The organism is Cellulosimicrobium sp. NPDC057862 (genome assembly GCF_042797035.1).
Taxonomy (GTDB): domain Bacteria; phylum Actinomycetota; class Actinomycetes; order Actinomycetales; family Cellulomonadaceae; genus Cellulosimicrobium.
In genome coordinates this window covers 103,478-116,169 of the sequence record NZ_JBHVMH010000011.1, presented here as the reverse complement: position 1 = coordinate 116,169, position 12,692 = coordinate 103,478, and the positions used below count along the sequence as shown (strand labels likewise).

11 protein-coding genes and 1 tRNA gene are annotated in these 12,692 nt (G+C 75.3%); 9 read left to right on the top strand and 3 right to left on the bottom strand.

The window, feature by feature from the left end:
- Window positions 1-15: 15 nt before the first annotated feature.
- Together ACFVN3_RS14570 and ACFVN3_RS14565 are read left to right on the top strand one after the other, a co-directional pair.
- A complete protein-coding gene (locus ACFVN3_RS14570; protein ID WP_378233614.1) occupies window positions 16-825 on the top strand; it encodes a D-alanyl-D-alanine carboxypeptidase family protein in 810 nt (269 codons plus the stop codon).
- Window positions 826-877: 52 nt separating this feature from the next.
- Entirely contained in the window at window positions 878-1,441 is a 564-nt protein-coding gene (locus tag ACFVN3_RS14565) for a hypothetical protein (RefSeq protein WP_378233613.1), read from the top strand.
- A 70-nt stretch (window positions 1,442-1,511) separates the two neighbouring features.
- Here the strand turns inward: ACFVN3_RS14565 and ACFVN3_RS14560 are convergent, their stop codons facing one another.
- The 3 genes from ACFVN3_RS14560 to ACFVN3_RS14550 all read right to left on the bottom strand — a co-directional run bounded on the left by ACFVN3_RS14560 (window position 1,512) and on the right by ACFVN3_RS14550 (window position 3,231).
- Entirely contained in the window at window positions 1,512-2,144 is a 633-nt protein-coding gene (locus ACFVN3_RS14560) for a CYTH domain-containing protein (protein ID WP_378233611.1), read from the bottom strand.
- A gap of 109 nt (window positions 2,145-2,253) precedes the next feature.
- Window positions 2,254-2,326: transfer RNA gene (locus tag ACFVN3_RS14555), tRNA-Arg, on the bottom strand.
- A 101-nt stretch (window positions 2,327-2,427) separates the two neighbouring features.
- The gene (locus ACFVN3_RS14550) at window positions 2,428-3,231 is read right to left on the bottom strand and encodes an oxaloacetate decarboxylase (protein ID WP_378233610.1); all 804 of its coding nucleotides are present in this window, start codon (window positions 3,229-3,231) and stop codon (window positions 2,428-2,430) included.
- Between the two features lie 202 nt (window positions 3,232-3,433).
- Between ACFVN3_RS14550 and argS the strand changes: the two genes are divergently transcribed.
- The 7 genes from argS to ACFVN3_RS14515 all read left to right on the top strand — a co-directional run bounded on the left by argS (window position 3,434) and on the right by ACFVN3_RS14515 (window position 12,600).
- Window positions 3,434-5,119 (top strand): arginine--tRNA ligase, encoded by a 1,686-nt coding sequence (gene argS / locus ACFVN3_RS14545; protein ID WP_378233609.1) that lies wholly within the window; start codon window positions 3,434-3,436, stop codon window positions 5,117-5,119.
- Entirely contained in the window at window positions 5,116-6,504 is a 1,389-nt protein-coding gene (lysA, locus tag ACFVN3_RS14540; RefSeq protein ID WP_378233608.1) for a diaminopimelate decarboxylase, read from the top strand. The genes argS and lysA overlap by 4 nt, the downstream gene beginning before the upstream one ends.
- 307 nt (window positions 6,505-6,811) lie before the next feature.
- Complete coding sequence (locus ACFVN3_RS14535; protein WP_378233606.1) at window positions 6,812-7,894, top strand: hemin ABC transporter substrate-binding protein; 1,083 nt, start codon at window positions 6,812-6,814, stop codon at window positions 7,892-7,894.
- A 65-nt stretch (window positions 7,895-7,959) separates the two neighbouring features.
- Entirely contained in the window at window positions 7,960-9,033 is a 1,074-nt protein-coding gene (locus ACFVN3_RS14530; protein WP_378233642.1) for a FecCD family ABC transporter permease, read from the top strand.
- Window positions 9,030-9,851, top strand: coding sequence for a heme ABC transporter ATP-binding protein (locus ACFVN3_RS14525; RefSeq protein WP_378233605.1), 822 nt, complete (start codon window positions 9,030-9,032; stop codon window positions 9,849-9,851). The genes ACFVN3_RS14530 and ACFVN3_RS14525 overlap by 4 nt, the downstream gene beginning before the upstream one ends.
- Window positions 9,848-11,233, top strand: coding sequence for a hypothetical protein (locus ACFVN3_RS14520; protein ID WP_378233604.1), 1,386 nt, complete (start codon window positions 9,848-9,850; stop codon window positions 11,231-11,233). Before ACFVN3_RS14525 ends, ACFVN3_RS14520 begins: the two co-directional genes overlap by 4 nt.
- Window positions 11,230-12,600 carry a hypothetical protein gene (locus tag ACFVN3_RS14515; protein ID WP_378233603.1) on the top strand — a complete coding sequence of 457 codons (1,371 nt, stop codon included), beginning with the start codon at window positions 11,230-11,232 and terminating at the stop codon, window positions 12,598-12,600. The genes ACFVN3_RS14520 and ACFVN3_RS14515 overlap by 4 nt, the downstream gene beginning before the upstream one ends.
- Window positions 12,601-12,692: the final 92 nt, after the last annotated feature.

Here is a 12,692-nt window from a genome sequence, read left to right as displayed (position 1 = left end):
AGAGGCAGGTGGCGGGTGGAGTCGCAGCAGACCGACGCACCCGCCCTCGAGTCCCGACGGGCACGGCGCGAGGCGGAGCAGGGCTCCCGTCGTCGTCGTCCCCAGGCGCAGGTCTCCAGCCAGCACCGCTGGATGCCGCGCATCGCCGTCCTCGGGACGCTCGCCGCCGCGACGATCGCGATGCCCCTCTCCGCCGGCGCGGACGACGCCCTGGGCACCGGGTCGCCCTTCGAGCCCGAGACGCGACCGCTTGGCCCCAGCGCGCTCGACCTCGCGACCGCCGGGTCGACGGCGCCCGCGGTCTCCCAAAGCGTCGCGGCCGCACCCCGCGTCGAGGTGCGGCGCGAGGCCGCCTCCCGGTCCGCGGCGCGCGACCCCCTCCCCGGCTGCGATCCCGCCGTGCGCCCCGCCGGCACCAACGGCAAGCTCGACGAGCACGCGCTGTGCGAGCTCTGGCAGGCCGGTGAGCACCTGCGGCCCGACGCGGCCGTCTCGCTGTCGGCCATGAACGAGGCCTTCCGCGCGACGTTCGGTCGCGACCTGTGCCTCGTCTCGTCGTACCGGACGCTCTCGACGCAGGTCTCGCTCAAGTCGTCCCGCGGCGCGTTCGCCGCACCTCCCGGCTGGTCCATGCACGGGTGGGGGCTCGCGATCGACCTGTGCTCGGTCGAGACCGGCTCGCGCGAGGTCTACGCGTGGATCAACCAGAACGGTGCCACCTACGGCTGGGCCAACCCCGCCTGGGCCAAGCGCGGCGGCAGCGGCGCCTACGAGCCGTGGCACTTCGAGTTCGTCCAGGGCGTCGAGGAGATCCAGAACTCCTGACGCGCGGCCGGTCGTCCTCCGCCACGGCCCTCGCCGCCGTATCGTCGGAACCGTGGCCGACCTGCTCCTCGCCGCGGTCGTCCTGCGCCGTCCCGAGCACGCGCTCGCCGCGCAGGTGCTGAGCCTCGCCCTCTCCGGACTCGTCCGGGTGGAGCCGACGGCGCCCGGGTCGCCCCCGGCTCTCGTCCTCCTCGACCCCGAGCCCGTCTCCGCGCGCGACCGCGTCGCGCTCCGTGCGATGTTCGGCGACGACGCCGGGCGGGGGACGCGCGTCGTGCTCGACCCCGCGGACGAGGGCCTCCGCGCCCGGGTGCGCTCCGCCTCGCGCGACGTCGTGCGGACCGCGCGCCGCGACGGCTACCTCGAGACCGGGCGGGCGCGCCGCCTCACGGAGAAGGGCGAGGCCGTGCGGTCGGAGCTCGTGGCGCTGGAGGACGCCGTCGAGCGGGAGGTCGCTGACGCCCGCGCGCACAACCACGCGCGCGAGCACGTCTCCTCCGGCGCGCTCCCGTGGGCCGTGCTGTTCGGGCACGAGCCCGGGTGGGTGCCGGTCGACCGTCGGACGGTCCGGTTCGACGTCGCCGCCGTGTGCCACGCGGCCGACGCGCTGCGCTGACGGCGTCCGTGCGCGGCTCCTTCGCACGACGACCCCGCGCCCGGGGCGGTGGTCGTCGACGGCGCCGGACCTACGGTCCCGCGAGCCGCTCGTTGTGCCCGAAGTCCTGGAGGAACCGCGGCCCGGACGCCGCGAGCTCGGCCTCGAACTCCTCGCGCCACGAGCCGTAGGGCCGGTTGGCCAGGGCGTCGTTGGAGAAGCGGGGGTCGTCCGTGAGCTCCGTGACGCAGAACGCGGGGATCTGGAGGTCCGTGACGGGGCCGGTGCGCTCGCACTCCGCGACGACGAGCGGGTGGTTCGCGCCGCCGAACACGTCGACGACCCAGCCGTCCGCCCCGACCCACACCGAGTACCGCGTCTTGACCACGCGCGCGCCGCCACGCCGGATCATCTGCACGCCCACCGCGACGTCGACCTCGCGCTCCGCCTCGTACCGCGTCCCGCCCGCCATGGGCCCCTTCACCGTGAGCGTGCACAGGTCGACGGCGGGCGCGAACCGGTCGAGCAGGCGGACCGGGTCCGTCTCCGCGTCCATCGTCGCGTCGACCGTCGGCACCTTGGCACGCAGCCGCAGCGCGTAGCCCTCGTCCGCCAGGTAGTAGCTCTGCACGATGAGCGCCGGTGCGTCGCGCAGGTCCTCGGGCAGGTCGCGCACGAGGAACCGGCGCTCGAACTCGAAGTCCCCGTAGCCGCCGTCGGTCATGGCCCCACCGTAGCGGGACGACGGGAGGTGCGGCGGTGGACGGGCGGGCCCGGAGACGGCGCGAGCCCGGCCGCCGGAGGCGGGCCGGGCTCGTCGGAGCGGAGCGAGGTGCCCTCGATAGGATTCGAACCTACGACCTTCTGCTCCGGAGGCAGACGCTCTATCCACTGAGCTACGAGGGCGAGCGCCGACGGTGACCGTCGACGCGATGCACGAGACTACCAGCACGTCCGGGGTGCGCGGACCCTCCTCGGGCCGGCGTGACTCTCCAGCGGCGCGCGGGCTACTCCCCCCGCGCGAGCAGCCCGTCGACGTCCGGGAGGGCGTCGAACCGCGTGAACGTGCCCGCCTCGGCGATCTCCCGGGCCGCGGCGAGCCAGCCGCCCCAGGCCGTGCGGGCCAGGGTGCCCCCGACGCTGACCCGTCGGACGCCGACCGCGGCCGCCTCCGCGACCGTCGTGAACGGGGCGTTGATCAGCAGGTTCACCGGCGTGGGCGCTACGGCCTCGACGATCGCGGCGGCGTGCTCGAGCGAGGTGATCCGGGGCGCGTAGAGGCAGTCGGCACCGGCTTCGGCGTAGGCCACGAGCCGGCGCAGCGTCTCGTCGATGTCCGGGTGCCCGACGACGAACCCTTCCGAGCGCCCCGTGAGCAGGACGCCGGTACCGCTCGCGTCGATCGCCTCCCGGGCCGCCCGGACCCGCTCCGCGGCGAGGCCGAGGTCGTGCAGCGGCCGGTCCGCGTCCCCCGTGGAGTCCTCGATCGACAGCCCCGCGACGCCGGTCGCCACGGCCCGGGTCACATGGGCCGCCACGCCGTCCGGGTCCGTTGCGTAGCCGCCCTCGAAGTCGGCGTTCACCGGTACGCCGACGGCTGCGGCGACGACGCCGAGGTGGTCGAGCACGTCCTCGAGCCCGACCCCGGCGTCCGGAGCCCCCCGGGTCCACGCGAACCCGGCGCTCGTCGTGGCGAGGGCCGGGAAGCCGAGCTGTTCCAGCACGCGGGCGCTGCCGACGTCCCACGGGTTCGGCATCACGAAGCAACCGGCCTCGTGCAGGCGGTGGAACTCGGCGACGCGGTCGTCCATGACGGCTCCTCGGCTCGGCGGTCGGTGCGGCCGCTCACGACGCCGTTCGTCGCCGTCGCACCTGCCTCCATCTGACGCCCGACCGCCGGGGCGCCACAACCCCTCGCCTCGTCCGGGTGCGGCCGCGAGCCGCGGCCCCGGCCCCGTCCGGGATCCGGAGGCACGGCGACGGAGCGCGCTCGTGCCTCGGTAGAATCGCCCGGTGACCCCCGACGAGCTCTCCGAAGCGCTGAGCGCTGCCCTGGCCGCCGCCGTCGCCGACGGCACCCTCGCCCTGGACCCCGCCGCGGTCCCCGAGCGCGTCCACGTGGAGCGACCCCGCCAGCGCGAGCACGGGGACTGGGCCACGAACGTCGCGCTGCAGCTCGCCAAGAAGGCGGGCACGACGCCGCGCGCGCTCGCCGAGGACCTCGCGACGCGGCTCGCCGCGACCCCGGGCGTCAAGGCCGTGGACGTCGCCGGCCCGGGCTTCCTCAACATCACGCTCGACGCGGCCGCCGCGGGCGAGCTCGCGCGCACGATCGTCGAGGCCGGCCCGGCGTACGGGCGCGGCGACTCCGAGGCGGGCAAGAAGGTCAACCTCGAGTTCGTGTCCGCGAACCCGACGGGCCCGATCCACATCGGCGGCGTCCGCTGGGCCGCCGTCGGCGACTCGCTCGCACGCGTGCTCGAGGCGAGCGGCGCCGACGTCACGCGCGAGTACTACTTCAACGACCACGGCGCGCAGATCGACCGCTTCGCGCGCTCGCTCCTCGCGCGTGCCCGCGGCCTGGAGGCGCCCGAGGACGGGTACGGCGGCGAGTACATCAGCGAGATCGCAGAGGCGGTCATCGCGGACGCGGTCGCCGCCGGCGACCCCGACCCGCGCACGCTCCCGGACGCCGAGGCGCAGGAGGTCTTCCGGGCGCGGGGCGTCGAGCGCATGTTCGGCGAGATCAAGGCGTCGCTGCACGACTTCGGCGTCGACTTCGACGTGTACTTCCACGAGGACTCGCTGCACGAGTCGGGTGCCGTGGAGCGGGCCGTCGAGCGCCTGCGCGAGTCGGGCCACATGTTCGAGCAGGACGGCGCGACGTGGCTGCGCACGACCGACTTCGGCGACGACAAGGACCGCGTCGTCATCAAGTCGGACGGCGACGCCGCGTACATCGCGGGCGACATCGCGTACTACCTCGACAAGCGCGAGCGCGGCTTCGACGAGGTCATCATCATGCTCGGCGCCGACCACCACGGGTACGTGGGCCGCATGATGGCGGTCTGCGCGGCCTTCGGCGACACCCCGGGGAAGAACCTCCAGCTCCTCATCGGGCAGATGGTCAACCTCGTCAAGGACGGCCAGCCCGTGCGCATGTCCAAGCGCGCCGGCACGGTCGTGACGCTCGAGGACCTGGTGGGCGCCGTCGGCGTCGACGCCGCGCGCTACTCGCTCGCGCGCTCGTCCGCGGACCAGAACATCGACCTCGACCTCGACCTGCTCGCGCGGGCGACGAACGAGAACCCCGTCTACTACGTGCAGTACGCGCACTCGCGCACGGCGGCGGTGGACCGCAACGCGGCCGACCGCGGGGTCGCGCGCGCCGACGGGTTCGAGCCCGCGCTGCTCGACCACCCGAGCGAGGCCGCGCTGATCGGGCGCCTCACGGAGTTCCCGCGCATCGTGGCCCAGGCGGCGGAGCTGCGCGAGCCGCACCGCGTCGCGCGCTACCTCGAGGCGCTCGCCGGGGACTACCACACGTGGTACCAGCAGAAGTCGCAGCGCGTGCTGCCGTACCCGGACGAGGAGGTCACGGACACGCACCGCACGCGCCTGTGGCTCAACGACGCGGTGCGCCAGGTGCTCGCCAACGGCCTCGGCCTGCTCGGCGTGACCGCACCGGAGCGCATGTGAGCACGGGTCTGCCGGGGCACCCCGGCGAGCCGTGGTCGCGGGGCGTGCGCCGTCGGGAGGACGGCGCGGTCGAGGTCGCGGGCGTCGCCGTCCACGACCTCGCGGCCGAGCACGGCACGCCCGCGTACGTGCTCGACGAGGCGGACTTCCGCACGCGCGCCCGGGCGTACCGCACCGCCTTCGAGACGGCGTTCCGCGCCGTCAGGTCGGACGTGGACGTCTACTACGCGGGCAAGGCCCTGCTGACGGTGGCCGTGGCGCGCTGGGCGCGCGAGGAGGGCCTGCGGGTCGACACCGCGAGCGGGGGAGAGCTCGCGGTCGCGCTGCGCGCGGGCGTCCCGGGCGCCGAGATCGGCCTGCACGGCAACAACAAGTCCGACGCCGAGATCGGCCGGGCGCTCGACGAGGGCGTCGGTCGGATCATCGTCGACTCGCTCGTCGAGGTCGAGCGCGTCGCGCGCCTCGCGGGGGAGCGCGGCGTCGTCGCGCCCGTCATGGTGCGCGTCACGACGGGCGTCCACGCCGGCGGGCACGAGTACATCTCGACCGCGCACGAGGACCAGAAGTTCGGCCTGTCGATCGCCGCGCCACGCACGGCGGACGGTGACCGGTCCGGAGACTCCCCGGCCATGACCGCGCTGCTCGACGTGGTCGCGCGCCCCGAGCTGCACCTGCTGGGGATCCACTCGCACATCGGGTCGCAGATCCTCGACCCGTCGGGCTTCGAGGTCGCCGCGCGCGCGGTGCTGGAGCTGCGCGCGGAGCTCGCGGCGCGCACCGGCGTGCTCGTCGACGAGGTGGACGTCGGCGGCGGGTACGGCATCGCGTACCTCCCCGGGGAGGTCGCGCTCGACCCCGAGCGCGTCGCGAAGGACGTCGCCGCCGCGGTGGACGCCGTGGCGGCGGAGCTCGGCACGCCCCTTCCGCGTTTCTCGATCGAGCCGGGTCGCGCGATCGTCGGGCCGGCCGGCCTCACGCTCTACACCGTGGGCACGGTCAAGCCGGTGACGCTCGACGACGGCCGTGTGCGCACGTACGTGTCCGTCGACGGCGGGATGAGCGACAACATCCGCCCGGCGCTCTACGAGGCGCAGTACCACGCGGAGGTCGTCGGCCGGGCGTCGACCGCGCAGCCCGTGCTCGCGCGCGTCGTCGGCAAGCACTGCGAGAGCGGCGACATCGTCGTCCACGAGGTGCGGCTCCCGGGCGACGTGCGCGCGGGGGACCTCCTCGCGGTCCCCGCGACCGGTGCGTACGGCCGCTCGATGGCGTCGAACTACAACCTGCTGACGCGCCCGCCCGTGGTCGCCGTGCGCGACGGCGCGAGCCGCGTGCTCGTCCGCCGCGAGACCGTGGACGACCTTCTCGCGCTCGACGAGGGCTGACCCGCCCACCCAAGCACCCTGCTCCGACGGCCCGTGACCTGCCAGGTCACGGGCCGTCGTCGTGCGTGCGGACCCGAGCACTCGCGGAGGGCGGGCGTGACGGGTGCCACAGTTCTGGCGCTCTGTCAGATGCTTGTCAGGTTAGGCTTTGCTAAATAAGGTAAGGCACGGCTTACCTCAACGTCCGAGCGCGCACCTGGTGTGCGTGCCGAACCGGAGCACCGCACCCATGCCTCAGGACTCTCCCCGTCCGCCCCGCACCGCCCCGTCCTCACGACCCGCCCGTCGCAGCGCCCGCCCTGTCCCGGTGGTCGTGCTCGGTGCGCTGCTCGCCGTCCTGACCGCCTGCTCCCTGACCGGCGCCGCCGGCACCGGGGTCGGCGCCGCGGCCGTCGACACCACGCCGCTCACCGAGCTCGACGCTCTGGACGACCCCCGGTCGTACGTGGGGGAGTCGACCGCGGTCCTCGCGGACTCCGCGGTCGACCCCGTCGCGGACGACCCGCAGCCGACCCTGCCCGCCACGGTGACCGACACGCAGGGCACCGAGGTCACCGTCACCGACACGAGCCGCATCCTCGCGGTCGACCTCTACGGCTCCACGGCGCGCATCGTGTTCGAGCTCGGCCTGGGGGAGAACGTCGTCGGTCGCGACCTGTCGTCGGGGTTCGAGGAGATCGCTGACGAGCCGCTCGTCACCACGAACGGGCACGAGCTGAGCGGCGAGGCCATCCTGGAGCTCGCGCCGACGGTGATCATCACCGACACGACGCTCGGGCCCTGGGACGTGGTCCTCCAGATGCGCGACGCGGGGATCCCCGTCGTCGTCGTGGACTCCCACCGGAACCTGGACAACGTCGGCACGCTGATCCAGCAGGTCGCGGACGCGCTGGGCGTCCCCGAGGAGGGCGCGGCGCTCGCGGAGCGCACGCAGACCGAGATCGACGCGAAGCTCGCGGAGATCGCGGCGCTCGTCCCGCAGGACCCGGCGGACCGCCTGCGCATCGCGTTCCTCTACGTGCGCGGCCAGGCCGGGGTGTACTACCTGTTCGGCTCCGGCTCGGGCGCCGACTCGCTCGTCAACGCCCTGGGCGGGGTCGACGTCGCGACCGAGATCGGCTGGGACGGGATGCGGCCCGTGAACGACGAGGGTCTCGTCGCCATGCAGCCGGACCTCCTCCTCATGATGACGAAGGGCCTCGAGTCCGTCGACGGCGTGGACGGCCTGCTCGAGCAGCTCCCCGCGATCGCCCAGACGCCCGCGGGCCAGCACCGGCGCATCGTCGACATGGCCGACACCGAGATCCTCAGCTACGGCCCGAGCACCGCAGGGGTGCTCGACGCCCTCGCCCGCGCGATCTACGCGCCGGCTCCTGGGGACGCCTCGTGACGACGACGCACGCCCCGGGGGACGCCACCACCGAGGACGCCACGACCGACGACGCCGTCGCGACGCTGCGGGACCTCGACGGCCCGGTCGCGCTGCCGCCGGCCCGGCCCGCGCGCGTCACCGCGCTCTTCGCCGCCCTGGGCGTCCTGCTCGTCGTGCTCGGCCTGGTCTCCGCCGGGGTCGGGCAGCTCCACGTGGCGCCGCTCGAGGTGCTCGGGTCGGTGCTGCACCGCCTCGGGCTCGACCTCGGTCCGCTGCCGTCGCACCCCAACGGCGACGCGGCGCTGTGGACCATCCGGTTCCCGCGCGTCGTCATGGCGATGACCGTGGGCGCGGCGCTCGCGACGGCGGGCGCCGTCATGCAGGGCGTGTTCGGCAACCCGCTCGCCGAGCCGGGTGTCGTGGGGGTCTCGGCGGGGGCGGCCGTCGCCGCGTGCTCGACCATCGTCTTCGGCATCACGCTGCTGGGCCCGTGGACCATCGCCGTCGCGGCGTTCGTCGGCGGGCTGCTCACGACGCTCCTCGTCTACGCGCTCGCGCGCTCGCAGGGCCGCACCGAGGTCGTGACGCTCGTGCTCACGGGCGTCGCGGTGAACGCCGTGTGCGGCGCAGGCCTGGCGTTCCTCACGTTCCTCGGTGACACGCAGGCGCGCGAGCAGATCGTCTTCTGGCAGCTCGGCAGCCTCAACGGCACCCGGTGGCCGTACGTCGCGATCGTCCTGCCGCTCGTGCTCGTCGGGATCGGGGTGGCCGTCGTCCTCGCCCGTCGGCTCGACCTGCTCGCGCTCGGCGAGCGCGCCGCGCGCCACCTCGGTGTCGACGTCGAGCGGCTGCGGGTCGTGTGCATCGTCGCCGTCGCGCTGCTCACGGGGGCGGCGGTCGCGTTCTGCGGGATCATCGCGTTCGTCGGGCTCGTCGTGCCGCACCTCGTGCGCATGGTCGTCGGGCCGGGGCACCGCGTGCTGGTCCCCGCGAGCGCGCTCGGCGGCGCGGTGCTGCTCACCGGCGCCGACCTGGTCGCCCGCACCGCGGTGCCGTACGCGGACCTGCCGCTGGGCATGCTCACCGCGCTCGTCGGCGGGCCGTTCTTCTTCTGGCTCCTGCGCCGCACGCGCCGCACGGCGGGAGGCTGGGCATGACCGCGAACCCGGAGCGGCCCGTGCTGAGCGCACGCGGCGTCGGCGTGCGGATCGACGGCGCGACGATCCTCGCGGACGTCGACCTCGACGCCCACGCAGGTGAGGTCCTCGTGCTCGTGGGGCCCAACGGCGCGGGGAAGTCGACTCTGCTGGGTGTCCTCGCGGGCGACACGACACCGACGAGCGGGACCGTCGCGTGGGAGGGCGAGCCGCTCGCCGCGATCGGTGTCGCCGAGCTTGCCCGACGCCGCGCGGTGCTCCTCCAGGAGACGCGCCTCAGCTTCCCGTTCCGCGTCGTCGACGTCGTCCGCATGGGCCGTGCGCCGTGGCGGGGCACGGCGCGCGAGGAGCACGACGACGAGGCCGTGGCGCGCGCCCACGTGACCGCCGACGTCCTGCACCTCGCCGCCCGGCGGTTCCCGAGCCTGTCGGGAGGGGAGAAGGCCCGCGCGTCGTTCGCGCGCGTCCTCGCCCAGGAGCCCCGGCTCCTGCTCCTCGACGAGCCGACCGCCGCCCTCGACATCCGGCACCAGGAGCACGTGCTCGCCCAGGCCAGGGAGCGCGCGCGGGCGGGCGACGCCGTCGTCGTCGTGCTGCACGACCTCTCGCTCGCCGCCGCGTGGGCGGACCGCGTCGTCGTGCTCGACGGCGGCCGGGTCGCCGGCGTGGGGACGCCCGACGAGGTGCTGACCGACGACCTGCTGACCCGCGTCTACCGCCACCCCGTGCGCACGCTGCGCCACCCCGAGACGGGCGAGCTGCTCGTGCTCCCGGCGCGCACCGCCACCTTGTCGACCCCGGAGCCGTCCCTCCCATGACCACCCCGACGATCCCGACCACGCACCTCCCGGCCCGCGCCCGGCGGCGCTCCGGCGCACGCACGGCGCTCGTCGCGCTGCTCGCCCTCCTCGTGACCGCGTCCGCGACCGTCGTGGGGACGGCCGTCGGTGCCGCTCCCGCGCAGGCGGCAGCGCGCGTGACCGTGACGAACGACCACGGCCGCGCCGAGGCCGACCCGAACTACTCGACGACGCTCACGCTCAGCGGCTCCGGGTTCCAGTCGATTCAGGGGGCCTTCGGCGGCGTGTACGTGTTCTTCGGCTGGGTGTCCGACCCCGCGGGCGGGGCCTGGGCGCCGAGCCGCGGCGGCAGCACCGGGGCGGACTACCGGTACGTGCCCGACTCGGAGCAGGCCGACAACCAGGGCTTCCAGCGGTTCGTCGCGTTCCCGGGCTCGGACACGGAGTACGCCGCGAACGGCGGCGTCATCGCCGCCGACGGCACGTGGTCGACGCGGCTCGTGGTCCCGGGACCGACCTTCCAGGCGCTCGACCGCGGCGGGAACGCGGTGACCGTCGACTGTCGCGAGGTGCAGTGCGGGGTCATCACGATCGGGGCGCACGGCGTGCCGAACGCCACCAACGAGACGTTCACGCCCGTCGCGTTCACCGCCGCCCAGGCGGGCGGGGGCGGCGGCACGACGTCGAGCACGGCGTCGGGCGCTACCTCCGGCGCCGAGGACGAGGCGGCCGGCGTCCAGGCAGGACAGGCCGAGACCGCACCCACGCCGGCCGCCGCGGCCGGCACGGCGACCATCGGTGTCGACCAGGCGACCGCCGTCGCCGGCCGTGCGCTGAGCTTCGTGGCGCAGGGCTTCCAGTCGGGGGAGCAGGTGGTGGGGGTCCTCGACGACGGCGTGCTCGCCGTCGGGCCGCTCACGGCCGGGAACCAGGGCGAGGTCGCGGGCCTGCTCGAGCTGCCCGCGGACCTGCGGGTCGGGACGCACGTCCTCCGCCTGACGGGCGCGGGGTCGGGCCTCGCGCCCGAGGTCGAGATCACGGTCCGCAGGGACCCCGCCGCGGTGGCCGCGGAGGAGGCCGCGGCCGAGGCGGCCGCGAGCGCCGGGCAGGGCTACTCGGCGGCCGAGATCGCCGTCGGCGTGGCTGCGCTCGTGCTGCTCCTCGTGCTCGTCTCGTCGTTCGTCTCCGCGCGTCGCCGGCGGCGTGCGGCTCGCGCGGACACGGGAGCGACCGGCGGTTCCGGGGTCGCGCGGGAGGCGACGGCGGACGTCGGACCCGAGCGCGAAGCGGCGGCACCGCCGGTCCCGGCCCGGTACGACGGCCCGCACGACGGTGCGCCGACCCAGAGCCTGCCGCCCGTGGTCGTCCCGCAGGGCGAACCGGTGGGGCGGCACGCATGAGCGCCCGGACGCGCGCGCGGCGAGGGGGAGTCCGGCTCGTGGCGCTCGCGGGGCTCGCGCTGGTCGCCGTCCTGGGTGGCGTCGTCCCGGCGACGGCTGCGGCGGGCCCCGGTGGAGGGCTCGGCGTCGACGACGACGGCAGGCCCGACTCCGCAGGGCTGCCGGTGACGGTGACCGTCCCGACCCTGGACGTGGCCGGCGGCCCGTTCACCGTGTCCGACGCCCAGCTCCGCTGGGGCCTCAACCACGAGGCGGGCAGCGCCGCGTTCTTCGGCGGCTGCAACTTCCTCATGGCGGGCGTGCCCGGGAGCGACGGCGACACCCACGGCGGCAAGGTCTGGACCGAGGCGCACGGCTTCTACCGCGCGAGCGAGGGCGACGTGCGCGTCGTGCGGACCGACGCGTCGGGCGTGGAGCGCACCGCGACCTTCGCGACGCGGTGCCAGGCGCCCGACGGGCAGCAGGTGTCGCTCGCGAACAACCTCAGCACCGGCGGGCAGGTCGTCGTCGACGGCGGCGCCGGGACCGTGGACCCCGAGGCAGGGACCGCGACGATCCGCTGGAAGGGCACGTTCACGACCGTCTTCTACGGCGGCCTGACCTACTGGTGGGCCAGCGACCCCGTGCTCACCGTCCGGGCCGACGGCACGGGCGAGCTCACCGCGACCGCGGGCGGGTTCGGCACGTCCATGGAAGACATGACCCGGTGGGAGCGGCTGCCCGCGACGCAGGTCGTGCTCGCCGACCTCGAGAAGGTCCTGCTGGGTGACCGCGCCGGCTTCCGTGCGGTGCCGCGCTACCTCGGCGTCACGACCGCCGCGTCCGGTCTCACCGTCCGGCAGGCGGCGCGGACGAGCGACAACGCCGCCCACTGGGGGGCCTTCCCGACGAGCTTCGTGGAGTTCCAGGTGCGCACCGGACAGGCCGCCTACTGGTACACGTCGGGCGGCCAGCGCGACTGGGCGAAGGTCGCTGCGCCGCTGTACGTGAGCTACGACGCCGACGCGCCCGTCCCGCAGGAGCCGGGCGGCGAGGCGACGCCGCCGGCGGGGACGGTGTCCAACCCCGTGCTCACGCCCCCCGGCGTCCGCCCCGGGCCCGGCGCGGGGACAGGGAGCGGGTCGTCCGCCCCCCGGGCGCCGTCCTCGCTCGGGCCGCCGACGGACACGGCCGCGCCCGTCGCGTTCCTCGCGAGCCCCGCCGCCACGATCGGCGCCGCACGCACCGGGCTCGTGCCCGAGCTCGCGGACGCCCTGCGCGACCCGTCGCAACGGCTCGCGCTCATGACCACCGGGCTGCTGCTCGCCTCCGCGGGCACGGTCGTCGGGTTCCGGAAGGGCTGGCTCGTCCTGCCGTTCCGGGGATAGAGGTCCGCCCCGCCGTCGGACCCCGGGCTGGCACCCGGACCCGACGGCAGGGCGGTCGCGCCGGCTCGTCCGGCATCGCGCACGCGGGCAGC